The organism is Rhizobium sp. L43, assembly GCF_002531725.1.
GTDB lineage: Bacteria > Pseudomonadota > Alphaproteobacteria > Rhizobiales > Rhizobiaceae > Rhizobium.
Genome location: NZ_NWSQ01000001.1, coordinates 270434 through 295217, shown reverse-complemented (window position 1 = coordinate 295217; position 24784 = coordinate 270434). Strand labels below are relative to the sequence as shown.

The 24784-nt window shown below is 63.6% G+C and carries 25 protein-coding genes; 8 read left to right on the top strand and 17 right to left on the bottom strand.

Annotation, left to right across the window (positions count from 1 at the left end; all coding sequences use genetic code 11):
* Positions 1-38: 38 nt before the first annotated feature.
* From CO667_RS01385 to CO667_RS01365, 5 genes are read right to left on the bottom strand one after another with little or no spacing between them, the layout of a single operon-like run.
* The gene (locus tag CO667_RS01385) at positions 39-1037 is read right to left on the bottom strand and encodes a hypothetical protein (RefSeq protein WP_179874034.1); all 999 of its coding nucleotides are present in this window, start codon (positions 1035-1037) and stop codon (positions 39-41) included.
* A gap of 29 nt (positions 1038-1066) precedes the next feature.
* Positions 1067-1879 (bottom strand): 3-methyl-2-oxobutanoate hydroxymethyltransferase, encoded by an 813-nt coding sequence (locus CO667_RS01380; RefSeq protein ID WP_097616573.1) that lies wholly within the window; start codon positions 1877-1879, stop codon positions 1067-1069.
* Between the two features lie 30 nt (positions 1880-1909).
* Positions 1910-3136: an FAD-dependent oxidoreductase gene (locus CO667_RS01375; protein ID WP_097616572.1), complete on the bottom strand. Its 1227-nt coding sequence runs from the start codon at positions 3134-3136 to the stop codon at positions 1910-1912.
* Positions 3137-3147: 11 nt separating this feature from the next.
* A complete protein-coding gene (locus tag CO667_RS01370) occupies positions 3148-3462 on the bottom strand; it encodes a MocE family 2Fe-2S type ferredoxin (RefSeq protein WP_025418750.1) in 315 nt (104 codons plus the stop codon).
* A 21-nt stretch (positions 3463-3483) separates the two neighbouring features.
* Positions 3484-4572, bottom strand: a complete 1089-nt coding sequence (locus CO667_RS01365) for a fatty acid desaturase family protein (protein ID WP_097616571.1) — start codon at positions 4570-4572, stop codon at positions 3484-3486.
* Between the two features lie 131 nt (positions 4573-4703).
* Between CO667_RS01365 and CO667_RS01360 the strand changes: the two genes are divergently transcribed.
* Positions 4704-5732: a LacI family DNA-binding transcriptional regulator gene (locus CO667_RS01360; protein WP_097616889.1), complete on the top strand. Its 1029-nt coding sequence runs from the start codon at positions 4704-4706 to the stop codon at positions 5730-5732.
* 180 nt (positions 5733-5912) lie between these two features.
* On the top strand, positions 5913-6725 hold the full coding sequence (locus CO667_RS01355; RefSeq protein WP_097616570.1) for a TIM barrel protein: 813 nt from the start codon (positions 5913-5915) through the stop codon (positions 6723-6725).
* Positions 6726-6970: 245 nt separating this feature from the next.
* On the opposite strand, the gene cobM is transcribed toward CO667_RS01355, so the two are convergent.
* Positions 6971-7729, bottom strand: coding sequence for a precorrin-4 C(11)-methyltransferase (gene cobM, locus CO667_RS01350; RefSeq protein WP_097616569.1), 759 nt, complete (start codon positions 7727-7729; stop codon positions 6971-6973).
* A gap of 4 nt (positions 7730-7733) precedes the next feature.
* Positions 7734-8966: a precorrin-6y C5,15-methyltransferase (decarboxylating) subunit CbiE gene (gene cbiE, locus CO667_RS01345; RefSeq protein WP_097616568.1), complete on the bottom strand. Its 1233-nt coding sequence runs from the start codon at positions 8964-8966 to the stop codon at positions 7734-7736.
* Here cbiE and CO667_RS01340 point away from each other — a divergent pair.
* Positions 8965-9735, top strand: a complete 771-nt coding sequence (locus CO667_RS01340; RefSeq protein ID WP_097616567.1) for a cobalt-precorrin-6A reductase — start codon at positions 8965-8967, stop codon at positions 9733-9735. The genes cbiE and CO667_RS01340 overlap by 2 nt on opposite strands.
* Here CO667_RS01340 and CO667_RS01335 read toward each other — a convergent pair.
* The 5 genes from CO667_RS01335 to cobF form a co-directional block, all read right to left on the bottom strand.
* A complete protein-coding gene (locus CO667_RS01335) occupies positions 9699-10463 on the bottom strand; it encodes a precorrin-3B C(17)-methyltransferase (RefSeq protein WP_097616566.1) in 765 nt (254 codons plus the stop codon). The two genes, CO667_RS01340 and CO667_RS01335, sit on opposite strands and share 37 nt — an antisense overlap.
* On the bottom strand, positions 10460-11191 hold the full coding sequence (locus CO667_RS01330; protein WP_097616565.1) for a precorrin-2 C(20)-methyltransferase: 732 nt from the start codon (positions 11189-11191) through the stop codon (positions 10460-10462). Before CO667_RS01330 ends, CO667_RS01335 begins: the two co-directional genes overlap by 4 nt.
* Positions 11188-11820: a precorrin-8X methylmutase gene (locus CO667_RS01325; RefSeq protein WP_097616564.1), complete on the bottom strand. Its 633-nt coding sequence runs from the start codon at positions 11818-11820 to the stop codon at positions 11188-11190. The genes CO667_RS01330 and CO667_RS01325 overlap by 4 nt, the downstream gene beginning before the upstream one ends.
* 2 nt (positions 11821-11822) lie before the next feature.
* Positions 11823-13205 carry a precorrin-3B synthase gene (gene cobG, locus CO667_RS01320; protein ID WP_097616563.1) on the bottom strand — a complete coding sequence of 461 codons (1383 nt, stop codon included), beginning with the start codon at positions 13203-13205 and terminating at the stop codon, positions 11823-11825.
* A 73-nt stretch (positions 13206-13278) separates the two neighbouring features.
* Positions 13279-14043 carry a precorrin-6A synthase (deacetylating) gene (gene cobF / locus CO667_RS01315; protein ID WP_097616888.1) on the bottom strand — a complete coding sequence of 255 codons (765 nt, stop codon included), beginning with the start codon at positions 14041-14043 and terminating at the stop codon, positions 13279-13281.
* 201 nt (positions 14044-14244) lie between these two features.
* Between cobF and repA the strand changes: the two genes are divergently transcribed.
* The 4 genes from repA (at position 14245) to CO667_RS01295 (ending at position 19116) form a co-directional block, all read left to right on the top strand.
* A complete protein-coding gene (gene repA / locus CO667_RS01310; protein WP_097616562.1) occupies positions 14245-15441 on the top strand; it encodes a plasmid partitioning protein RepA in 1197 nt (398 codons plus the stop codon).
* Positions 15438-16433 carry a plasmid partitioning protein RepB gene (gene repB, locus CO667_RS01305; protein WP_097616561.1) on the top strand — a complete coding sequence of 332 codons (996 nt, stop codon included), beginning with the start codon at positions 15438-15440 and terminating at the stop codon, positions 16431-16433. Before repA ends, repB begins: the two co-directional genes overlap by 4 nt.
* Before the next feature lie 154 nt (positions 16434-16587).
* Positions 16588-17802, top strand: coding sequence for a plasmid replication protein RepC (gene repC, locus CO667_RS01300; protein WP_097616560.1), 1215 nt, complete (start codon positions 16588-16590; stop codon positions 17800-17802).
* Positions 17803-17982: 180 nt separating this feature from the next.
* Positions 17983-19116, top strand: a complete 1134-nt coding sequence (locus CO667_RS01295; protein WP_097616559.1) for an RHE_PE00001 family protein — start codon at positions 17983-17985, stop codon at positions 19114-19116.
* 132 nt (positions 19117-19248) lie between these two features.
* On the opposite strand, the gene CO667_RS01290 is transcribed toward CO667_RS01295, so the two are convergent.
* From CO667_RS01290 to CO667_RS01280, 3 genes are read right to left on the bottom strand one after another with little or no spacing between them, the layout of a single operon-like run.
* Positions 19249-19959 (bottom strand): Bax inhibitor-1/YccA family protein, encoded by a 711-nt coding sequence (locus CO667_RS01290; protein WP_097616558.1) that lies wholly within the window; start codon positions 19957-19959, stop codon positions 19249-19251.
* Between the two features lie 20 nt (positions 19960-19979).
* The gene (locus tag CO667_RS01285) at positions 19980-20747 is read right to left on the bottom strand and encodes an anti-sigma factor (RefSeq protein WP_097616557.1); all 768 of its coding nucleotides are present in this window, start codon (positions 20745-20747) and stop codon (positions 19980-19982) included.
* Entirely contained in the window at positions 20734-21273 is a 540-nt protein-coding gene (locus tag CO667_RS01280) for a sigma-70 family RNA polymerase sigma factor (RefSeq protein WP_097616556.1), read from the bottom strand. Before CO667_RS01280 ends, CO667_RS01285 begins: the two co-directional genes overlap by 14 nt.
* A 190-nt stretch (positions 21274-21463) precedes the next feature.
* Here CO667_RS01280 and CO667_RS01275 point away from each other — a divergent pair, with 190 nt between their 5' ends.
* Entirely contained in the window at positions 21464-21772 is a 309-nt protein-coding gene (locus tag CO667_RS01275) for a hypothetical protein (RefSeq protein WP_097616555.1), read from the top strand.
* A gap of 27 nt (positions 21773-21799) precedes the next feature.
* On the opposite strand, the gene cueR is transcribed toward CO667_RS01275, so the two are convergent.
* Together cueR and CO667_RS01265 are read right to left on the bottom strand one after the other, a co-directional pair.
* Positions 21800-22189, bottom strand: a complete 390-nt coding sequence (gene cueR, locus CO667_RS01270; protein WP_097616554.1) for a Cu(I)-responsive transcriptional regulator — start codon at positions 22187-22189, stop codon at positions 21800-21802.
* 9 nt (positions 22190-22198) lie between these two features.
* Positions 22199-24727 carry a heavy metal translocating P-type ATPase gene (locus CO667_RS01265; protein ID WP_097616553.1) on the bottom strand — a complete coding sequence of 843 codons (2529 nt, stop codon included), beginning with the start codon at positions 24725-24727 and terminating at the stop codon, positions 22199-22201.
* Between the last annotated feature and the right edge of the window lie 57 nt (positions 24728-24784).

The following is a 24784-nucleotide window of genomic DNA, read 5'->3' as shown; positions in this document are numbered from 1 at the left end:
TATCATAGGCAAATAGATATTCTCATGATGAGCATATGTCAATTGCGGGAGAGCGGTAATTTCGTTCCTGCCAGCGCCCGTTCTTCGAGCACCGTGTGGCGGAAGCGGAAGAGCTTGGCCGGCCGGCCGCCGGTTTCGCTTTCGGTGCCGCCGGTTTCCTCGACCAGTTCCTGCTGTTCGATCAGGCGGCGGAAATTCTGCTTGTGCAGCGTCAGTCCCGCCAAAGCCTCGATGGTGCGCTGAAGTCTCAGCAGCGTGAAGCTGTCAGGCATCAGCTCGAAGACGACGGGGCGGTATTTGATCTTGGCGCGCAGCCGGGCGATCCCGGTCGCCAGAATGCGGCGGTGATCGGCAAACATCGCCCGGCCGAGATTGGCTTCGGCGGCGCATCCGGCTTCGGCGACGAGCCCTGCTTCATAGAGTAGTTCGTAGCGCTGCAGCGCCAGTTCCTCGTTCCAGCCGCCGCCGTCGAGGCCGAAGGTGAAATCCGCCCGGCGATGGCGGTGGTCGCGCCTTGCCGGGTCGGCATCGGCCCAGGCTTTCAGACGCGCCATGATCTCGTCGAGCACCACTGGGCGGCCGTGCCGATGGTCCTCCCAGGGGAAATATTCGTACCAGCCGTGCCATCCCGGCCGGCCGGCGCCCGACTGCTCGTTGACGAGGCCGAGATAGCTGATCGAGATTGTTCGCCCGCCCGGGATGTCGTTGTTCCGGTCGCGGTCGGCGAAGGTATAGAGCTGTTCGAGGTAACCGACGGGGTGCTCCGTCTGCTCCTGCACCCATTCGCGCAGGCCCGATTGCAGGGTGCGATGGCCCATTTCGAAGGGGCCTGACGGCAGCGCATTGCCGGAACGGATGGTCATCACGCGCGGCTCGTCCCCCGTCACCGCGACGAGCACCGCAATCAATTCCGCATGCGCAAAGCCGATCGTCACAGGGGACCGAATACTCCGTTCCGAATGGGTCGAACGGATCATTCCTGACACAGGCCGGGACGGAAGCCAATGGAAAGGAAGCGCCTTTGCGGCGCTTCCCACATCATCGAGACAAGAGCGTGCGCCTACCCTCAGCTATTGCCCGTCTCACTCCTCAGCCGGTCCAGGAAAACCTTCAGCTCCGCCTCGTCGATACCGACGTTGTGGCGCTTTTCCGGATAGGCGCCGGTCCGGACATCCTCGGCGAATTCGGTGAAGGCGGCGATGCGTTCGCGCTGCAGCCGGTCGTGTTCGGCGGCGAAGTTGCGATAGACCTTGGCATGGCGGGGATAGTGATCGCGATTGGCGCCGAGCACGTCGTCGGCGAAGAGATATTGGGCGTCGCAGCCGCTGCCGGCGCCCATGGAGATCATCAGCATCGAGGTGTTGCTGCTGATGGCGGCAGCGACATCACCCGGCACGACTTCGATTTCGGCGGCGAAGGCGCCGGCCTCTTCCAGCGCCTTGGTCTGCCGCCAGATCTCGGCCGCACTTGCCGCCGTCTTGCCGACGGCGCGGAAGCCGCCGGTCCAGGTCGCCTTCGACGGGATCAACCCGAGATGGCCGCAGACCGGGATGCCCTCGTCGCGCATGCGTCGGATCGTCTGCAGGCTGGCGGCGCAATAGACCGCATCGCCGCCGGCCTTCAGCGCGGCAAAGGCGGCGCGCAGATAGTCCTCGGCCGAGACATGGTCGCCATATTCGAGGCCCGGAATGGCAAAGGGCGTCGGGGCGATCTCGCGAAAGACCGGGCCGAGCAGCGAGGGCGGCACCGAGACGATGTCGATGCCCGCCTTTTCCGCCGCTTCCGCCTCCTCCAGCGAGGTGACGCGCAGCATGGTGAGCTGGCGCTTGCCCTTTTCCGCAAGCAGATCGGCGACGGTTGCGCGCCTATGTTTCTTCATCGTCAATTCCTTTGAATATATCGGGGTGGCTCAGGCGGCTAGCAGGGATTTCAGTTTGATGTCGCTGGCTGCGAGCGCCGCCGGGTCGGGATGGGCGCGCGCGGCGATCAGCATTTCGGCGAGGCGGATGTCGCGCGCCACCGCATTGCCAGGCCCGATGCCGCTTGCGGCGATCAATCGGCCGCCGGCATCGAGATGGAAGAGAATGAAGGCGCCTGCGCCGAGGTCGCGGCGCTGATGTGTGGCAGCCCCTTCGGCAAGGCCCGCAATCTGCAGTGTCATGTCGTATTGATCCGACCAGAACCACGGCACGGATGAAACGGCTTCCTCGAGACCGAGCATGTTGGCCGCGGCCAATGTGCCCTGCTCCTGGGCATTGCGCCAGGATTCGAGCCGCACCCTCCGGCCGCCATAGATCGATAGCGGAAAGGAGCAGCAGTCGCCGGCGGCAAAAACATCCGGTGCCGATGTCTGGAGATACGGATCGACGGCAATGCCGTTGTAGATCGTGAGCCCCGCCCTTTCGGCGATCTCGACATTCGGCCGCGCGCCGATGCCGACCAGGACGAGATCGGCTGCTATCGCCTCGCCGGTCGACAGTCTGATCAGCGCCGTGCCGCTTTCCTCGGTCAGCGCCTCGATCGAGACGCCGCAGCGGATCTCGACGCCTTCGGCGCGGTGGCGCTCGGTCAGGAGATGAGCGATCTCTTCCGGCACGCCGCGCTTCAGTACGCGTTCCAACCCCTCGATGACGGTGACCTCGGCGCCGAGCAGCCGTGCGGTCGCTGCAAGCTCCAGCCCTATGAAGCCGCCGCCGATGATGGCGATATGCTTCCCCGGCTTCATGATATCGCGCAGTGCCGTTGCATCGTGATGCGTCCGCAGCGAGCGAATATGGGCGCTGCCCTCCGGCGCGCCGGGGAAAGAACGCGCGGCGGCACCCGTCGCCAGCAGAAGCTTGTCATAGGAAAGCGTCGTGCCGTCCGAAAGCGTGACGGTCTTGGATGCCGTGTCGAAATCCCTGGCTTCGAGGCCGGTCAGCAGCCTGATGCCGCTGTCCGCATATTTCTCCACTGCAGCGATGAATTTCGGATCGCTTGTATCGGCGGAACCCGCTTTCGAAAGCGGCGGGCGTTCGTAGGGATGGAGAGTTTCGGCGCCAACAAGCGTGATCTCGCCGTCAAAACCTTTTTCCCGCAAGGCGAAGGCGGCGCGTGCCCCGCATTCTCCGGCGCCCAGGATAACGAAATGAGCCACGGCAGCCTCCCTCAGACCGAGATGAAGACGGCGCCGCCTTCGACCTTCACAGGATAGGTCTTGAGATTGACGCAGACCGGCGCGCCCTTTGCTTCGCCCGTCTTGTAGTTGAAGCGGCCATTATGTTTTGGACATTCGATGATCTCATCCATGACAAGCCCGTCGGCGAGATGGATATGTTCATGGGTGCAGAGCCCGTCGGTCGCGAAGAATTCGTCGTCGGGGCTGCGATAGACCGCGAAGGTGCGCCCGTCGTGATCGAAGCGGATGACATCCTCTTCGTCGATTTCGTCCTTGCCGCAAACCTCAATCCAATTTCCGCTCATCTTGTCCTCCCTCGATTGTGATTATTGCGCGGCCGGAGCCAGCTCGTTGTGGAATTCTTCGCGATAAGGCCGCGCCGTGGCCGGCAGTTCGCGCTTCAGGAAGTAATCCTCGTTGCGCAGCTGGCGCAGGAAGGCCGGGATCATTTCGCGGTAGCCGGACAGGATCGACGCGTTCGGCGCCGGCAGGTCGTGCTGGATCATCGCGTGCAGCTGGGGCAGCGCGTGATAGGGCACCATCGGGAACATGTGATGTTCGACGTGGTAATTCATGTTCCAGTAGATGAAGCGGCTGATCGGGTTCATATAGACCGTGCGGCTGTTCAGCCGGTGATCGATGACATTGTCGGCCAGGCCGCCATGCTGCAGCAGCCCGGTCAGTACATGGTGCCAGGCGCCGTAGAGGCGCGGCAGGCCGATCAGCATCAGCGGCAGGATCGAACCCATGGAGATCGCCACGGCGATCGTCGCGATATAGATCGCCAGCCAGATGCGGGCAAAACGGATCGCCTTCGGCTGTTCCATCTCCGGAATGAAGGTCTTTTCCGCCGCGCTGACGCCGCCGAAGGCATTGCGCAGCATGTCGACGATCGCATGCCAGGCGTCGAGAATGCCGAAGAAATTGAGCACCAGCCGGAAGAGATCGGGCGGCCGCATGACGGCGATCTCGGGATCGCGGCCGACGATGACGGTATCGGTGTGATGGCGCGCATGGCTCCAGCGCCAGGTCACCGGATTGCGCATGATCATGAAGCAGGCGATCTGGTAGACGGCATTGTTCATCCAGCGCGTCTTGAAGGCGGTGCCGTGACCGCATTCATGCCAGCGGCTGTCGGAGGCCGAGCCGTAGAGCACGCCATAGGCAAGAAAGAAGGGCAGCGCGATCCACGAGCCCCAGAAATAAATGCCGAGCCCGGCAAGGACCAGCATGCTGCCGAGCCAGATGGCGGTGTCACGGATCGCCGGCGCATCGGCGCGCTGCATCAGCGCCTTCATCTCCTTGCGTGGAATATCGGTATGATACCATTCGGCTGCCGCCAGCCCCGTCTCGACGGCGGTGCGGCCGCTTTCGCCGAGCAGGTCGTAATCACGCTTCTTTGTCTCGGTCGCCATCATCCGCCTCCCGTTATGCCGTTGCGGAGAGAATAGGTTGACTTCGGGAGAGGCTCAATGCAGGCTTGATGCAATCTATCAAAAACCATCATGAATGGCTCGCATTCATGATCGAATCCATCAGGAACGCCATGCGTCGTCCCACCATATCCGATCTCGCCCGCGCCTCCGGCGTCAGTGTCGCCACCGTCGACCGGGTTCTCAATGCCCGCCACCGTGTGCGGGAGGAAACGGCGCGGCGGGTCTACGACGCGGCGCAGGAGATCGGCTATCATGCCGTCGGCCTGATCAGGCAGCGCGTCTTCGAGGATCTGCCGCAATATAAGCTGGCCTTCCTGCTGCAGAAACCGACGCAGTCCTTCTACCAGAGCTTCGTGCGCGAGATCGAAACCGCAGCGCGTCTGGTGACCAACGCGCGCATCCAGACGCAGATCGACTTTCCTTCAGCCGCGACGCCGGCGGCGATCGTCGAGAAGATCAAGACGCTCGGTGCCCGCAATCAGGCCGTTGCTCTCGTCGGCCCGGATTATCCGGCAGTGACGACGGCGGTCGAGGAGTTGAAGGAGCGCGGCATTCCGGTCTTCTCGCTGCTCTCCGATCTCGCCACCGGCGTGCGCGATGCCTATGTCGGCGTCAACAACCGCAAGGTCGGGCGCACTGCCGCCTGGATGGTTGCACGAACGGCGAAGAAGCCCGGCAAAGTCGCCTGTTTCGTCGGCAGCCATCGTTTCCACGGCCATGAATTGCGGGAGATCGGCTTTCGCTCCTATTTCCGCGAGAATGCGCCCGAGTTCGATGTCGTCGATACGCTGATCAATCTGGAGACTGCCGAAATCACCCATGAGGCGACGCTGACGCTGCTGCAAAAACATCCCGATCTCGTCGGCCTGTATGTCTGCGGCGGCGGCATGGAAGGGGCGATTTCCGCCTTCCGTGAGGAAGGCGTCGACGGCCGGATCGTGCTTGTTGTCAACGAGCTGACGCCGGAGAGCAAGGCCGGTCTCGCCGACGATATCGTCACCATGGTGGTCGCCACCCCGCTGCCGGCGCTCTGCAAGGAGCTTTTATCGCTGATGCTCGGCGCGATCGAGCATGGCGAGGCCGCGGTTCCCGGCCAATCCTTCCTGCCTTTCGATATCTACATTTCCGAGAACATCTGAGGCCAGAGACCATCCGAGAGATGATGGAATTCTATCATTTCGGCTGAAATTCTTTCAGCAATGAGGGGCAGCGCCGACGATCACCGATGGATTGGCCTGGGAATTCCGATAGAGATTCGCTCGCCCATTCACGAGGAACTGCTCCGCTGATGTCGCGGAGACGAGGAGGATATATCCGTCATGACTTCGATCCGCTTTGCGCTCAACCATATGGCCGCGCCGTCGCTCGCCATCGATGATTTCTTCGCGCTGGCAAAGTCGCTCGGCATCGACGCCGTCGAGATCCGCAACGACCTTTCCGGCAATGCGATTCTCGACGGCACCAAACCCGAAGCGATCAGGGAAGCCGCCGCCCGCCACGGGCTGACGATCATCTCGATCAACGCCCTGCAGCGTTTCAACGAGTGGAACGAAGCCCGCGCGAGCGAAGCGCAGGAACTGATCGATTATGCCAGCGCCTGCGGCGCCAAGGCGCTCGTCCTTGTTCCGAAGAACGACGGCACCGGCTGCGCCGATGGTGAACGCCAGGCCAATCTGCGCCAGTCGCTGGCGGCGCTGAAGCCGATGCTGGATAAAGCCGGCATCACAGGCCTCGTCGAGCCGCTCGGTTTCGAGATCTGCTCGCTGCGGTCGAAGACCGAGGCGGCCGAGGCGATCAAGGAGCTCGGCGCGCAATCGACCTTCAGGCTCGTCCACGACACTTTCCATCATCACCTTGCCGGCGAAGCCGCGACCTTCCCTGAACTCTCCGGCCTCGTGCACATTTCGGGCGTCAGCGACCCTGCCGTTTCCGTTGCCGATATGCGCGATTCCCATCGCGTGCTCGTCGACGGCGACGACCGGCTCGACAATGCCGGGCAGATCAAGGCGCTGCTGCAGGCTGGCTATGCCGGCCCGTTCTCCTTCGAACCCTTTGCAGCCGAGGTGCATGCGGTCAAGGACCCGGCCGGAGCGCTTCGCGCCAGCATGGGGTATCTCAACGCGCGGGTTTGAGACCGAGTAAGTTCACTCAGTTTGTTGACAAAGTCTCCTCCGTCATGCTCGGCCTTGTGCCGAGCATCTACCCACTGCAATTGCTGACAGAAAAACTTTTGTTTTCAGATGCTTAATTGGAGGTACGCAGATCCTCGGCACGAGGCCGAGGATGACGTCGCGGGTTTGTCGCTGCCTGTGGCGAGCAAGATCGCCTGTTGTTGATCTCCGAGGGGCCGCGCCACCAGCGCGGCCAATCTTTGACCTTATTCCCTGCCCCTGAACCGGCGCTGATAGGCCGGATCATAGAGCGAGCTCTCGCGAAAATCCTCCGCTGCCAGCGACGGGCCGACAAAGATGATTGCCGTGCGTTCGATCGGTTCGGCCGCAACCTTTGCCTCGATATCGGCGAGCGTGCCGCGCAGGACGCGCTCGTCTGGCCACGAGGCCTTGACGACGATGGCGACGGGGCAGTCGGCGCCGTAAAGCGGCGTCAATTCCTCCACCACCTGCTTCAGCGCATGAATGGCCAGATGGATGGCCAGCGTGGCGCCCGTCGCGCCGAATTTCGCCAGCGTCTCGTCGTTCGGCATCGGTGAGGCGCGGCCGGAAACGCGGGTCAGCACCAGGCTTTGCGCTACGGCAGGGATGGTCAGTTCGCGCCCAAGCGTCGAGGCTGCGGCGGCAAAGGCTGGAACGCCCGGTGTCATCGTATAGTCGATGCCGTGTTTTTGCAGCCGGCGCACCTGCTCGGCCACCGCACTCCAGACCGAGAGATCGCCGGAATGCAGCCGGGCGACATCCTGGCCGGCCGCAGCAGCACGCAGATATTCCGCCTCGATTTCGTCGAGCGACATCGGCGCCGTATCGACGATGCGCGCATCCGCCGGGCAATATTGCAGCAGTTCCGGCGAGACGATCGAGCCGGCATAGAGGCAGACCGGGCATTGGCCGATGAGATCGCGGCCGCGCACCGTGATCAGATCCGCAGCCCCTGGCCCCGCGCCGATGAAATGCACCGTCATCCCGTTATCCTTTCGTCCAGCGCCACTGTGTCACCGGCATGGCCGGCCGCCAGCCGCTCATGCCGCCCACAGGGCCTACGCGCGATATTTCGATCCGTGTCAGCGTGCCGCCGCGTTTGGCGTGTTCAGAGAGCAGCACGGCTTCCATCTCCAGCGTCACGGCATTGGCGACGAGCCGCCCTCCCCGCTTCAGCGCGGCAATCGCGGCGTCGATGACGCCGGGCTCGCTCCCGCCGCCGCCGAGGAAGATCGCATCGGGTTCCGGCAGGCTCTTCAGCGCATCGGGGGCGGTCCCTTCGACGACGGCAAGATGCGGCACGCCGAAGGCGGAGGCGTTGCGGGCGACGCGTGCCGCCCGCTCCGGCGATTGCTCGATGGCGATTGCTTTCAGGCTGGGATCGGCGAGCATCCATTCGATGCCGATCGATCCCGAGCCTGCACCGATATCCCAGAGCAGTTCGCCGTGACGCGGTGCGAGCGCCGACAGCGTCATCGCCCGGATTTCGCGTTTGGTGATCTGCCCGTCATGCTCGAACAGCTCGTCCTCGAGCCCTACGGCAAAAGGCAGGATGCAAGCCCCCTCCCCTGCCGCGACATCGACGGCGCAGACATTGAGAGGATCGATGTCTGCCAGATCGAAATCCGCCGCGACAGCGCTTCTTTGCCGTTCCCGCGCGCCGCCAAGCGCCTCGAGCACGGTAAGCTGCGACTGACCGAAGCCGGCAGCGGCAAGCAGGGCGGCGAGCTCGCCCGGCCCCTTCTCGTCCGAGGTCAATGCGAGGATGCGCCGCCCGGGGTGCAGATGCGGCCGGATCAGGTCGACCGGCCGCCCATGCAGCGACATCGTCGCGACCTCCTGCAACGGCCAGCCAAGGCGGGACGCGGCAAGGCTGAAGGCGGAGGGCGCCGGGATGGTGCGCATCTCTTCCGCCGCGACATGGCGGGAGAGCGTGGCGCCGACGCCATAGAGGAAGGGGTCACCGGAGGCGAGCACGACAACCGACGTACCGCGCCGTTCGAGAATGGCCTCGACCGAGCGTTCGAACGGGCTCTGCCAGGAAAGTTTCTCTCCTGATATCAGCGAGGCGGCGAGTGCATGATGCCGCGCTCCGCCGAAAACGGCGGGTGCGGATGCAATCAGCCTCCTCGCCTCTTCGCCCAGCCCTGCTGGACCATCTTCGCCGATGCCGATAATAGTCAGCCAGCGCGGGCCGGATGCAGGAGAGAGATCAGACATGGGAAGACCTCGCATCCTGATCCTCGGCGGCACCAGCGAGGCGCGGCTGCTGGCCGAAGCGCTGGCGGCGCGGGGAGATTGCGATGTTCTGCTGTCGCTGGCCGGGCGCACCGAAAAACCGGCCGTGCAGCCGGTTCCGGTGCGCGTCGGCGGTTTCGGCGGGGCTGCGGCCCTTGCCGATTTCCTGAAGGCCGGCGAATATCAGCTGCTGATCGACGCCACGCACCCCTTCGCCGAGCGCATTTCGGCCAATGCCGCCTTTGCCGCCGAGGCCACCGGCATTGCTGCGATCGCTTTGCGCCGTCCCGAATGGCAATGCGTGGCCGGCGATCGCTGGCGTGAGGTGGAGAGCATTCCGGCGGCTATCGCAGCGCTCGGCCCCTCCCCCCGCAATGTCTTCCTGGCGACCGGCCGGCAGGGCGCGCATCATGCGGAAGCCGCGCCGCATCATCGCTATCTCGTCCGCAGCGTCGACCCCGTCGAGCCGCCGCTTGCGCTTGATCATGTCGACTATCTGATCGATCGCGGCCCGTTCACGCTGGAAGGCGAATGTGCTTTGCTGCGGCAGCACCACATCGACGTCATCGTCGCCAAGAACAGCGGCGGCGCCGCCACCTATGCGAAGATCGAGGCAGCCCGCCTGCTCGGCATCGAGGTGATGATGGTGACACGTGCGCCGGCCTCCACGATCACAGCGGTCGATACTGTCGAATCGGCGCTGGCGGTGATCGATCACCTCGTTCCCCCCGCTAGGAAACGCGGGGTATAGACGAGGTCCGGTCTGCCCGACCGCGCGATGATGCGTGTCTCGGCCGAGCCGATGATGATGCAGGTCGCCATATCGGCCATCGCGGCATCCGCCTGCGACAGCTGCTGGACGGTGATGCGCTCGTCCGGCCGCCCGGCCGCCCGGCCGAAAATAACCGGTGTCGTTGGGGGCAGATGGTCGCGCAACAGCTTGAAGGCGTCGCCGAGCTGCCAGGGTCGCGCCCGGCTGATCGGATTATAGAGGGCGATGACAAAGCCTGCCTTTGCCGCCAGCTCAAGACGTTTTTCGATTATATTCCAAGGCTTTAGATTGTCGGATAGCGAGATGGCGCAAAAATCGTGGCCAAGCGGTGCGCCGGCCCTTGCCGCCACCGCCAGCATCGCCGTGATGCCGGGCAAAATGGTGAGGTCGACCGCGCGCCATGCCGCCGGCCCGTTCTCGATCGCCTCGCAGACGGCGGCCGCCATGGCGAAGACACCGGGGTCGCCGCCGGAGACGACGCAGACTTTGGCGCCGTCCGCCGCCATGGAAAGCGCTGCCCCCGCCCTGTCGAGCTCCTCGCGATTGTCCGAGGCATGCCGCAGCTGATCGTCGCGGAGCTGCAGCCTGTCGAGATAGGGTCCGTAGCCGAAGAAATCGGTTGCCTGGTCGACGACATCAAGCGCTTCCGGCGTCATCTGCTCGGGATTGCCGGGACCGGTGCCGATCACGAAAAGCTGCCCGCTCATCGGTTCGCCTCCCAGCCGGGTACCAGCACCAGCGAAAAATACGGCGCATCGCCATCGCTCCTGTCGGCAAGCTTTTCCATCGCCGCATTGGCCATGGTGCCGCGCTCGACATAGACGGCTTCGGCGAGCCGGCCGGCTGCCGCCAAGGCCCGGCGGATCTTCGGCAGATTGCGGCCGACCTTCATGATGACGGCGGCTTGCGTATCGGCAAGACGGCGGGTCAGCTCGGTCTCGGCCATCGTACCGGGCAGTACGGAAAGCACGTCGTCACCCTGGACGATCGGCATGCCGGCCAGCGACCAGCAGCCAGACATGGCACTGATGCCGGGGATCACTTCCGTCGGGTAGCGCTGGGAAAGCCTGACATGCAGATGCATATAGGAGCCGTAGAACAGCGGATCGCCTTCGCTGAGCATCGCGACGGTCCGCCCGGCATCGAGATGGCCGGCGACGGTTTCGGCGGAGCGATCGTAGAACTCGGTGATCAGGCTCCGGTAGCGTTCGTCGTTCTTGTCGATCTCGGTGGTGACGGGATAATAGAGCGGCAGCAGCGTCACCCCGGGTTTCAGCAGCGGTTCGACGATTGCCTTGCCGTTGCCCCCCCTGCCCTGTTTGGCGAAATAGGCGATCACGTCGGCGCCTTCGATGGCGCGGACGGCCTTGAGGGTCAGCAGCTCCGGGTCGCCGGGACCCGTGCCGACGCCGATGAGACGGCCTGATGTCGTCATAGGCCGGGCCTCGCCAGTGCATTGATGGCAGCCGCCGTCATCGCGCTGCCGCCGAGCCGACCGCGGACGATGGCGAAGGGGACGCCATAGGAATTCTCCGCCAGCGCATCCTTGGATTCGGCCGCACCGACAAAGCCCACAGGCATGCCGAGGATCGCGGCGGGCTTCGGAGCGCCGTCGCGCAGGAGTTCGAGCAGATGGAAGAGCGCAGTCGGCGCGTTGCCGATTGCGACGATGCTGCCGCCGAGCCGGTCGAGCCAGAGATGCATGGCGGCGGCCGAGCGGGTATTGCCGGTCTCGCGCGCCAGCTCCGGCGTGGCGGGATCGCGCAGCGTGCAGATCACCTCGTTCAACGCCGGCAGCCGCGCCCGGGTGACGCCGTGGGAGACCATTTCCGCGTCGCAGAAGATCGGTGCCCCGCCCTTCAGCGCGTCGCGCGCCGCCCCGACGACATCGGCGGAGAAGACGAAATGCTCCGCCGCCTCGACCAGCCCGCAAGCATGGATCATGCGCACGGCGATTTCGGCTTGCTCTTCGGTGAAGCGCGAAAGATCGGCCTCGGCGCGGATGATCGCAAAGGAACGCTCGTAGATCGCGTCGCCGCTGCGGATATAATCGTAGTCTGGCATTCCTATTCCTGTCGCAGCGCCTCTAAAACGCCGGTTGCGCCAAGCCGTGTAAGGCAGGCGGCAGCCGATTCGCCAGCGCCTCTGTTGTCTTCGATGGACCGGGCGAGCCTCTCTATAGCGAAATCGATCCGACCGCCAGCGATCCGTTCGTCCGGCTGATCCGCGGCCAACCCGTTGAGGATGAGGTCATAACCCTCGGCCGTGCCCGTCAGGGTCAGCGCCGGCCGCGCATGCGCGCAGCCCTTGGCGCAGCCGGAGAGATGCAGCGTCAGCGAACCGTCGAACAGGGCGGGTGCTGCGGCAAGGATGCGGCGCGCCAGAGTTCTTGTCTCGTAGAAGGCGGAACCGCAGGCGCCGGCACCGGCGCAGGCGGCGATGTGCGCGCTGCTTTCGCCGGCCTGCGCACTGAAGCCGTGCCCGGCTGCGGCGATCTGCATAGCCGGCACTGTATCTGCTGGAAGCCCTATGAGGAAGAAGCCGCGGTCAGGCGCCAGCCGGATGGCTGTCGCGCCATGGGTACTTGCGAGATCGAGCAGGGCGGTCATATCGGGCGTCCGCATCTGTCCGAATTCCGGCCGGACGCCGAGTACGGTTTTGCCGTCGGCCAGCCGATGCGGACCGGGTAGCGGCATGTTTGCCGCGCGTGAGGGAATGGAGCGAATTTTGCCCATAGCGGGAAAACGCGCCCGCAGCAGCGCCGGATCGATATCCCGTGCCCGCCTGCCCTGCCCGAGCGCTGCCAGCAGGCTCAGAATGTCGCCGACGGCAGATATCGCCGCCGCCGCAGGGCCGATTGCAACCGGCGTTGCGGTTTCACCATCGCCATGGATCGCGACAAGCCAATGTCCGGGGGATTGCGCGACGATCCGGATATCGGCGGAAAGCGCCGACAAGCCGAAGGCTCCGCCACCGTCGACGACGAGCGAGAGTTTTGGCGCGAGCCGCGGCGAGGCGATGAGATCGGTTAGCTCGCGGCGCAACGCCGTTTCCATTGCGGCGGGATCGCTTGTCTCTTCCGGGTCGATGCCGTGCAGCGGCGAGGTCTCGATCGCCGGCCCGTCCGGCACGGTGATCCCGGCGGCATCGATATCGGCAGCGAGCGTTTCGACCGTCTCGGCCCGCAATCCGCGGATCTGCAGATTGCCGCGCGCGGTGATTTCCAGAATGCCATTTCCATGCGCCGCGGCAGAACGAGCAAGGCTTGCGAATTGCGGCAGCGTCAGCGCGCCGCCGGCCGGTCGCAGCCGCACCAGCAAGCCGTCGCCGGTCGGCATCGGCGCTGATAGGGCCGGGCAGGCGCCGCGGGCGCGGATCTTCGCGGCCTGGCGACCGTGTCGATCTGCCTCGCCTGTCCTGTCGATCGCCGTTGCGGCCTCAATTCCCATACTCAATCCTCTGGGCATTTCTTACATGATCGCAGCCGATGCGGCAAAGCATGATGGAAACGGTTGTGGCCGGCTATTCCTCGAAATCCCGTCCCTTGCGCAGGAGATAGATGTCCATGATCCAGCCGTGCCGCTGCCTGGCCTCGGCCCTCAGCGTCACAATGTCGGCGGCGACATCGCCAAGCCGTCCCGATCTGACGATCTCATCCTCGGTGCCGAGATAGGCGCCCCAGAAGATCTCGGCATCGGGATCGTCGATCTTGGCAAAGGCCTGTTCGCCATCGAGCATGACGATGGTGCTGTCGCTCAACAGCCCGTCCCGCGCCAGCCTGCGTCCCGTGGTGATCTCGATCGGCTTGCCGACGAGATTGATCGGGATTTTGTGGCTGGCCGCCAGGGCCTGGATGCTGGTGATGCCGGGAATGACGCTGTAATCGAAATCCAGGCTGCTTTCCTCCCGCACGCGTTCGACGATACGGATCGTGCTGTCGTAGAGGCTGGGATCGCCCCAGACGAGAAAGGCGGCGCTGCTGTCAGCCGGCAGAGCGGAGATCAGCTCTTCATAGATGCGGGCGATTTCGCCGTGCCAGGCGTCGACGCTTTGCGCATAGGTTCTTTCCGTTGTCTGCCGTTGCGGCACTGCAAATTCTGAAATGCTGACGCCTGGTCGCGTGATGTAGCGTTCGCAGATCTCACGGCGGATTTCGGCGAGCTCCTCCTTGCCGGGGCCCTTGACCGGCAGGAAGATCGCGTCGGCCGCGTTCATCGCATTGATCGCCTGTATGGTGAGGTGCTCCGGGTTGCCCGTGCCGATGCCGATGATAAGGATGTGCTTCAAGCCGATACTCCCGTGATTCTTGACGGTCTTGCCGAAAAAGCCCGTTCGCCGCAAGGCCGGGAAGGAGAGTTGGCCGCGGCCAACCAAGCCTGTGGATGGCGCTAAGGCCCTATTGTTGCTGCAAATCCCGAATCGTGTCACTTTCGATACGCTTTTTGACGCTATGTTGACAGAAAAGCGCATCGAAAAGGATTGAGTGTTTTGGACAACATTAGCGTATCGACGACAGATGTACGGATCGAGCGGCATGCGAACCAGCTTTCGCGGCAGCTGAAGCTGCTCCGCGACAAACTGTTTCCGCCGCTCTCGCAGAAGACGCTGCGCACATTCTCCTCCGGCGAAGCCGCCCAGATGATCGGCGTTTCCGACGGCTATCTTCGTCAGCTGTCGCTTGATGGCAAGGGCCCGCAGCCGGAGCTTTCCCAGAATGGCCGGCGCTCCTATACGCTCGGCCAGATCAATGAATTGCGCCATTATATGGCAAAGCTCAAGCCGAAGGATGCGCTTTCCTATCTTCCATGGCGGCGGCCCGGCGAGAAACTGCAGACGGTTGCCGTCACCAATTTCAAAGGCGGCTCGGCCAAGACCACGACGACACTTTATCTGGCGCAATATCTGGCGCTGGAGGGGTACCGGGTGCTCGCCATCGATCTCGATCCGCAGGCCTCGCTGTCTTCCATGCTCGGCGTCCAGCCCGAATTCGATCTTTCCGATGGCGATACGCTCTATGGCGCCATCCGCTACGATGCGGGCCGCAAGCCGCTGAAGGACATCGTCCGCAGGACCTATTTCGACGGGCTCGATCTGGTGCCGGGCAATCTCGAACTGATGGAGTTCGAGCATGAGACGCCGCGGGCGCTGAACGATCGCCAGAAGCCGGCCGAGCTGTTCTTCCGCCGCGTCGGTGTTGCCATTGCCGAGGTCGAGGCCGATTATGACGTCGTGGTGATCGATTGCCCGCCGCAGCTCGGCTACCTCACGCTCGGCGCCGTCTGCGCCGCCACATCGCTGCTCATCACCATCCATCCGCAGATGGTCGACGTCGCCTCCATGTCGCAATTCCTGCTGATGACCTCGGATCTGCTCTCCGTCGTGCGCAAGGCCGGCGGCGATCTGCAGCATGACTTCATCAAATACATCGTCACCCGCCACGAACCCTTCGATGCGCCGCAGTCGCAGATCGTGGCGCTGTTGCGCAGCCTGTTCGGCGACGACGTGTTGACGGCGACCATTCTCAAATCGACGGCGATCGCCGATGCCGGCCTGACCAAGCAGACGCTCTTCGAGATCGAGAAGGGGCAGGTGCGCCGCTCGACTTACGATCGGGCGCTGGAATCGGTCAATGCCGCCAACAGCGAGGTTCTCGCCGGCATTCACAAAGCCTGGGGCCGGACATGAGCAGACGCGATCGCCTGAAGGGTCTTTTCGACGATACGGCGCAGGAGTTGGCCGCGGCCAACTACGAAGAACCTTCGTCGCGCGGATCGGCGGGCCCGGTCCGGACGATGGCGCTGACCCTTGGGCGTATGGAGGAAGAGAGCAGGGCGATACAAGAGGCGTTGCTTTCCGGCGAACGCATCGTCGAACTCGATCCCGATCTGATCGATTCCTCCTTCGTCCGCGACCGCCTTGCCGACCAGCCGCTCGATCTGGAGGACGAGCTGGTGCAGTCGATTGCCGAGAACGGCCAGGAAGTGCCGGTTCTCGTGCGTCGCCATCCCGATGATGAGACCCGCTACCAGATCGCCTACGGCCATCGACGCCTGCAAGCCGTCAAGTTGCTCGGACGCAAGGTGCAGGCGATCGTGCGCAAGCTTGACGACACCGATGTCGTCATCGCTCAGGGCATCGAAAATTCGGCGCGCCGCAACCTTTCCTATATCGAGCGCGCCGTCTTTGCCCTCAATCTCGAGCTCAAGGGTTTTGAGCGCCCCATCATCATGAAGGCGCTGTCGACCGACAAGACGGAGCTTTCGAAGTTGCTCTCCGTCGCTAGGGCCATCCCGGCCGAGATCGTCAGGTCGGTCGGCGCTGCCCCCGGCATCGGGCGACGCAAATGGATGGCGCTTGCCCAGGACTGGAACGGGATGACGGCGGCGCGGCTTGCCAAGCTCGTCGGCTCGGAAAGTTTCATGGCGGAAGAGAGCGACCGCCGTTTCGAGCTTTTAGTTGCCGAGCTCGCCAGGAAAGAGGCGAAGCCCGAGGCCACGGAATATGACTGGAAGCCGAAGAGCGGCGGCAAGATTGCCGGCCGAATCAAGAGCGCCGGCAATTCCTTCACGATCGCGTTGAAAACGGGCGATGCGCCGGATTTCGGCGCTTACATTTCACGCCGTCTCGATGAGCTTTACGAAGCCTATCGGGCCGGCAAGTTGCAAGCAGGAGAGTAAGCCGCAAAAGAAAAAAGCCTCCGAACGTTGCCGCCGCGGAAGCCTTTCTCATATCTGGACAATCTGAGAATCGCACTTCCTCGAATCACTGTCAAGCGTCTTCGGCATCCTTTTGGGTGGTAGGTTTCTTTTGCCTTGAAAAAAGGTGAGGGACATGGAGCCTCAATATGTATCGACGCCCTTTGGGCGGCGATCGATGACGCTTGGCATGCTGGCAAGCCAGGAAAACGCCAGCAAGGTCGATCCGGACGCATCGGTCGACAAATGGAAGATCTTTCGTGCGCTCTGCGAAGCAAAGGAGATGGTCGGCGTATCCGATCGTGCGCTCGCTGTTCTCAACGCGCTGTTGACCTTCTACCCGAAGAACGAGATTGCCGAGGCCAACGGCTTCGTCGTCTTTCCCTCGAACGAGCAACTGTCGCTGCGCACGCACGGCATGGCCGGAACGACGTTGCGACGGAACCTGGCGATGCTGGTGGAAGCCGGCCTGATCATCCGCAGGGATAGCCCGAACGGCAAGCGTTTTGCGCGCCGCAACGGCGAGGGCGGGCTCGGAGAGGCCTTCGGCTTCAGCCTGGCGCCGCTCCTTGTCCGCGCCCGTGAGATCGAGGCGCAGGCGGCTCAGGTGCTCGCTGCCAAGCTCGAATGGAAGCGCCTGAGGGAGCGGCTGACGCTCTGCCGGCGTGATATAGCCAAGCTCATCGAAATTGCGCTGGAGGAGCAGATTGCCGGCGAATGGATCGAGATGCAGGCGCATTTCAACCTGCTTTCCGCAAGCCTGCCGCGCCGCCCGTCGGCCGCCGAGTTGGAAAGCCTGCTGACAGATCTCGAGGCATTCCGCGAATTGATCGTCAAGACGCTGGAATTGAAGACGAAAACAGAAAAAACAGACGTCAATGACAGTCAAAACGGTCGGCACATACATAATTCAAACCCACACCTAAAATCTGAACTTGAACCAAGCTTCGAACCGAAGCAGGGCGCAAAGCCGGAGGAAGAACCGCGAGCGTGGCGAGAGCCGCCGAAATCCTTCCCGCTTGCCATGGTGCTGCAGGCTTGCCCGGAGATCGTCGCTTACGGGCCGGGCGGCGGCATCGGCAGCTGGCGGGATCTGATGGCCGCGGCCGTCATCGTCCGGTCCACCCTGGGCGTCAGCCCCAGCGCCTATCAGCTGGCCTGCGATGTCATGGGGCCGGAAAACGCCGCCACGGTGATCGCCTGCATTCTGGAAAGGGGCGGCCATATCAATTCGGCCGGCGGCTACCTGCGCGACCTGACACGACGGGCGGAACGCGGCGAGTTTTCGCTCGGGCCGATGCTGATGGCGCTGATGCGGGCAAATGGTCCGGTCGCGAGGAAAACCGGATGAACGGCCGTGAAAAAGCTTCGCGCCAGCTCAGGCGGTTAAAGGTTTATGCGGCCGCTCGATCAACTATCTTAGCGGCTTCCTTCCCAGAGCTTTTGTTGAAATACACCGTTAACCATGTCATACATGACGGAAGGAAACATGTGTTTTGCTTCCATTTGTGAAAAACCGTAAAGCTTAACAATGCGCTACGATATCGACGGTGCGATGCTTCAAACCCTGCTTCCATCCCTTGCCGCGGCGGAGGATGCGGTGGCGCGGCTGGACGAGCGGGTCTTGCGCTCGCCGGTGGGTGAGGGCTTTGCCGAACGCAGCCATTTCTTCGATGCCGCCGGCGCGCTCTGGGTGGCCGGCGAACTCGTGCATGTCGAGGATCTGGTTTTGCACGATGCGCATATGGATAGCCGCGCCCCCAGCCACGAACTGACGATTGCCCATTCCGTGCTGCGGGCACGCCGGCGCATCTGGACCGGCGAACCGTCCTGGGCGCTTGGAGCGCCGGGGCTTGCAACGCTGACGGCGACGCTCGGGGAAGGGGAGGGGGATGCGCGCGAACCGAAGCGTCCCGAGACTTCCGCCGAGGTCGACGAGGAAAGCGAGGATGAGGACGCGCCGCTCGCCGCCGAAATGGCGGAGATCGACGCTATCCTCGCGCGCTCGCAGAAGCTCATCGATATCCATACGGGTAAGACGCCGGCAAGCGAGCAGGTCGCAATCCCCACGGCAAGGCAAAACGAAGATCCTCTTGGCTTGCTCGGCGATGACGAGTGGGACGAGGAGCAGCGGCTGGCGGAGTGGCGGAGTGTGCTGCCGTTGGCCGATACGTTGCCGCCGGTTCTCGGCGCCGTCATCCTTTTCGAAGCCTGGGAGAGGATCGAGCCGTTGCGGCGCCAGCACTGGCTCGGCGGGCTTCTGGTCGCCAGCCAGCTGCGCGCCCGCGGCAAGGTCGCCTCACATCTCTTTTCTTTCTACGGCGGGCTGAAACTGGTGCGCCATGAGCGTCGCCGGGCGCGCGACCGGGCGACGCGGCTGCAAGCCTTTCTGGAGGCGATGCATCTGGGGGCTACCGCCGGACTCAAGGAACTCGACCGGTTGACGCTGGCGCGCACGCAGATGGAGCTGCGTTTTCGCGGCCGGCGTTCGAATAGCAGCCTGCCGGAACTTGCCGATTTCATCCTGTCGCGGCCGATGGTCTCGGCGGCGATGATTGCCCGTCATCTGCGCATCACGCCACGCGGCGCGCTCAACCTCGTCAACGAGATCGGTATCCGCGAAATCACCGGCCGCGGCCGCTATCGCGCTTGGGGCATCATCTGAAACGAAAACGAAAAATGAAAACGGCCGGGCGTTGGCCCGGCCGTTTCCTTTAAGTGAGCACCCGGTCCGCCATCCTGTCACAGACTGCGGACCAGGCGCTCTTGCGCTTCCATTGCCCCCAGAAGCGCAGTCCTATTCCCGCTCGCCGGTGAAGTTGAGCAGAAGCTGGAAGATGTTGACGAAGTTCAGGTAGAGGGAGAGCGCGCCGAAGACGGCGAGCTTCTGGTTCGATTCCTGATCGTAGTTTTCCGAATACTGTTCCTTGATGTTCTGCGTGTCGTAGGCGGTGAGGCCGACGAAGACGACGATGCCGATCACCGAGATCGCGAACTGCAGTGCGCTCGAACCCAAGAAGATGTTGACGACAGAGGCGATGATGACGCCGAAGAGACCCATCATCAGGAAGGAGCCCATGCGCGAGAGGTCACGCTTGGTCGCATAGCCGTAAAGGCTGGTGGCGCCGAACATCGTGGCGGTGATGAAGAAGGTCCGCGCGATGCTCATCCCGGTGAAGACCAGGAAGACGGAGGCAAGCGACAGGCCCATTACGGCGCAGAAGGCCCAGAAGGTGATCTGGGCGGTGCTGGCCGACATCGTCTGGATGCGGAACGAGAAGAAGAAGACGAAGGCGAGCGGGGCGAGCATCACCACCCACTTCAGCGGTGAGCCGAAGATCGGCACGTAGAGTGCCGGCGTCGAGCCGACGACGAAGGCGACGAGGCCTGTGATGACGAGGCCGAGAGCCATATAGTTGTAGACGCGCAGCATATGCTGGCGGAGACCCTCGTCAAAGAGGGCCTGGGAGCCGGCGACGGCGCCGTAGCGGGGATTGATCGGGTTCATGCTGATCTCCTCGGTTTGAACTAATAGAGCGAGCGGGCGAGCCGTTCGGCCGCCTGGTCGAGATTGAGACCGCCATCGTCGGCGATCAGCGCATAAGCGACTTCGCCGATTTGCCAATAGGCGGCTTCTGCTTTCTCCAGCGTGAGATGGCTGACCGGCTTGACCTCGAAGGCGCCTGGACGGACAGCGAAAAGCGACAGCCGCTTTCCATCCGACTGCTCGATCGCCATCTCGACGCTGGGGCCGAATTCGGACGGGAAGATCTGCACATCGGCAACCTTCCAATCCCTGGGCAGTTCGGGCATGACGATCGCGGTGGCGGCGCGGATGTCGTCAGCGTTATAGGTGGCCGATGTCTGCGAAGGCATCGATTGGCGCAGGGCTGCGGTCTGATAGGCGCGAACGGCATCTTCGACATAGGCCGGCGCCGGAACGGAGGCCGACACCTCGGTGGCCGAGAAGGCGCCGAAGGAATTGTGCGCCACCCAGCCGGCGGTAACCAGAATGCCGACGGCGGCGATGCGCTGCATCGAATGGAAAATGCGGCCATAGGAAAGGCCACGTTCCAGCCGGCGGGCGGCATCGCGGGTCTCGGGGCGGCCGAAGGCACTTTCGCCGGCAAGCGCCAGACGCAATTCGCCTTTGACGCTGAGGTCGGCCATGACCTTGGCGGCAATCGCCGGATGCTCGGAAAGATAGGATTCCACCTGGATGCGGCGGGCGACATCGAGCTCGCCGTCGACATAGGCGTCGAGATCGGCATCGAGGATCGGATCAATTGCTTTCATTGCCGTCCCTTCCGATCAATCTCAGATGCGAAACCCGCGGCGTCTTCTCCTCGAATTCGCGCAGTTGTGCGCGGGCCCGCGAGATGCGCGACATCAACGTGCCCACGGGAATGCCGAGCGCCTGGGCGGCTTCCTGGTAGGAGAGGTCTTCGATGGCGACGAGATGCAGCGCCTCGCGCTGTTCCTCCGGCAGGTCGAAGAAGGCGTCGCGCACCTGCTGCAGGCGCACCGCATGTTCCTGGCCGGCCGGCAGCGACTGCTCGGCTTCAACAGCCGCCTCGTCGTGGCGGCGCATCAGCGAGCGGTTCCGGCGAAGACGGTCGATATGGGCATTGTGCAGGATGGAGAGCAGCCAGGTGCGCAGGTTGGCGCCGCTGCGGAAGCTCTTTTTCTTCTCGAAGGCGCGCACCAGCGCATCGTGCACCAGATCCTCCGCCTCATCCGCATTGCGCACCAGCGAGCGAGCGTAGCGCCTCAGCGCTGCAAGCTGTCCGATGATGTCGAAGGGGCGGTCTTTGCGTTCCATGATTGAGTATACGCAAGTGCGGCGGATTTTATTCCCGGCCGGGGGCAAAAAAGTCGATCGGGTGAAAAAATGCCGCCCGGGCCACCATCAGATACCCTTCTCCAGTGGACAGGCGCCTCAAATCGGCGATTGTGTATGACAATTACATGACAGATCATGACGCCTGCTGATTTGCAGGGGAAAATAAAGAATGAAGGAAAAGAAGCGGGTCTACGAAGCTCTCGTAGACGGCGCCATGGAAGGGCTGACGGATCAGGCGCTCTATGATTTCGTCAAGGCGCGTTGCCCGAAGGCCACCAGCAAGAAGATCGTCCGGGCCTCACTTCTCGCGCTGACCGATCCTCATCTCAGGGACCGCAATATTCTCGACGTGATCTATGCGCTGGCGATCAAGCATCGGCTGGATGACGGCGTGCTGGATGACGGCGAAGATGAAGAGGCCGACGAGCGGGCTCAACCTTCGCTAGCGGCCAACCAGAATATGCCGCAGCTTTCCTGAAGCTGCGCGCTGCGCTCCCGAAAAGGATCAGCCGCCGTCCGAAAGCTCTTCGAGGATCGGACAGTCCGGCCTGTCGTTGCCGTGGCAGGCATGCACGAGGTGCTCCAGGGTGTGGCGCAGTTCCGAGAGTTCACGGATCTTGCGGTCGATCTCGGTAAGCTTGGCCTGGGCGATATCCCTGACGTCGGCGCTCGCCCGGTCCTTGTCCTCATAGAGTGCCAGCAATTGCCGGCATTCCTCGACGGAAAAGCCGAGGCCGCGCGAGCGCTGCAGGAAGCGCAGCTTGTGGACGTCGGTTGCGGCATAGTCGCGATAGCCGTTTTCGCCCCTTTCGGGGCGGATAAGGCCGATATCCTCGTAATAGCGGATGGTCTTCGACGGCAGGCCGGACCGTTCGGATGCTTGCCCGATATTCATCGCCGTCTCCTATAGTTTCGCAAAACGCAGTCTCAGCGCATTCGATATCACCGAGACGGAGGAAAGGCTCATCGCCGCCGCGGCGATCATCGGCGACAGCAGCAGCCCGAAGACCGGGTAGAGCACGCCGGCTGCGACCGGAACGCCGAGCGCATTATAGCCGAAGGCGAAGCCGAGATTCTGGCGGATGTTGCGCATCGTCGCCTCCGCCAGCCGCCGCGCCCTGACGATGCCGGTGAGATCGCCCTTCACCAAGGTGATGCCGGCGCTTTCCATCGCGACGTCGGCGCCGGTGCCCATGGCGATGCCGACATCGGCGGCGGCAAGTGCGGGCGCATCGTTGACGCCGTCGCCGGCCATGGCGATGATGGCGCCTTTGGCACGCAGCTCATCGATCAGCGCCTTCTTGCCTTCCGGCAGCACATCGGCGCGGACCTCGTCGATGCCGAGGCTTTTTGCCACCGCCCGCGCGGTACGTTCATTGTCGCCCGTCGCCATGATGATCTTCAGGCCGCTGTCGTGCAGCGCCTTGATGGCGGCAGCCGTCGTCGGCTTGATGCGGTCGGCAACGGCGACGAGACCGGCAAGCGCGCCATCGAACACCACGAACATCACCGTCTTGCCGTCGCCGCGCAGCGCTTCGGTCTTCTCGGCAAGGGCTGTGGAGTCGATGCCGAGATCGGCAAGCATCGCCGCATTGCCGAGCGCCACCGTCGTGCTACCAGCAAGACCCTGAACGCCCTTGCCGGTCTTTGCCTCGAAGCCGCTGACCTCGAGAAAGGGGATGCCGCGCTCCTCGGCGCCGGACACGATCGCCTCGGCCAGCGGATGTTCCGAGCCGCGCTCCAGGCTTGCCGCCAGCGACAGCAGCCGGTCTTCCCCGCCGCCGCCGCCAAAGGCGACGATGTCGGTAAGCCTCGGCTTGCCTTCGGTCAGCGTACCGGTCTTGTCGACGATCAGCGTGTCGACCTTGGAAAAACGCTCGAGCGCTTCGGCATCCTTGATCAGCACGCCTTCCCCAGCGCCGCGCCCGGTCGCAATCATGATCGACATCGGCGTTGCAAGGCCGAGCGCACAGGGGCAGGCGATGATCAGAACGGCGACGGCGGCAAGCAGCCCATTGGCCATGCGCGGCTCCGGACCGACTGCTGCCCAGACGAGGAAGGCAAGGATGGCGGCGGCGACCACCGCCGGCACGAAGACGGCCGACACCCGGTCGACCGCGCCCTGGATCGGCGCCCGCGAGCGCTGCGCCTTGGCGACCATGTCGACGATGCGCGACAGCACCGTGTCTGCACCGACCTTTTCGGCCGACATGACGAGGGTGCCGTTCTTATTGATCGTGCCGCCGGTCAGCGCGTCGCCCTTCGACTTCTCCACGGGCAGGGGCTCGCCTGATATCATCGATTCGTCGACGGTCGACTGGCCCTCGAGGACGGAACCGTCCACCGGCACGCGCTCGCCGGGGCGCACACGCAGCCGGTCGCCGGTCTTGATGTCGTCCACCTCAACATCGCTCTCACTGCCGTCGGCATCGATACGCCGCGCCGTCTTCGGCGCAAGGTCGAGCAAAGCGCGGATTGCCGAGCCGGTGCGTTCGCGCGCCTTCAATTCCAGCACCTGGCCGACGAAGACGAGTGCGACGATGACGGCGGCGGCCTCGAAATAGACGGGGACAGTCGCGCCGTGGCCGCGAAAGCTCATCGGGAAGATGCCGGGCGCAAGCGTGGCGACGAGGCTGTAGAGATAGGCGGTGCCGACGCCGAGACCGATCAGCGTCCACATATTCGGGCTGCGGTTGACAAGCGACGCCCAGGCGCGGCGGAAGAAGGGGAGGGCGGCCCAGAGCACCACCGGCGTTGCCAGCAGCAGTTCGATGAAGGTCGCCTGCGGCTCGCCGATCGCTTCGCGGAGCGGCAGGCCGAGCATCGGCCCCATGCCGAGCGCCAGCAACGGCAGGGCAAGGATGGCGCTGACCCAGAGCCGCCTGACGAAATCGACGAGTTCCGGGTTCGGGCCTTCATCAGCGGGTGGAATGCCCGACGGCTCCAGCGCCATGCCGCATTTCGGGCAGTCGCCGGGACGGTCGCTGACGACTTCGGGATGCATCGGACAGGTATAGAGCGTGCCCTTCGGTGCCGGTTTTGCCGGCGGGCGCTTGCCGTCGCGATAGGCTGCGGGGTCGGCTTCGAACTTCGCCTGGCACACGGCCGAGCAGAAGTAGAATTTCTCGCCGTCGGCTTTCAGGAAGTATCTCGCCGCCCCGCGATCGACGCTCATGCCGCAGACCGGATCCTTCGCGGTCAGGTAATCCCCAGGTGCAGCGGCAAATTTCGTCCGGCAACCCTCGGAGCAGAAATGATAAATGCGGCCCGCATGATCGAACGAAGGCTTGCCGGCCTGTGGATCGACGGTCATGCCGCAGACGGGATCACGGATCATGGCTTCGGCAGCCTTCCCCTGGTCATCGCCGCAATGGCAATGATCGTCGCCATTGATGTGGCTGTGATGGGGATCGTGTTCGTGCGTGATATCCATAACTCTCTCCGCGCCGGTAGCGGCACCTGGACAGGTTTATGAACCTTCCAGCAACAG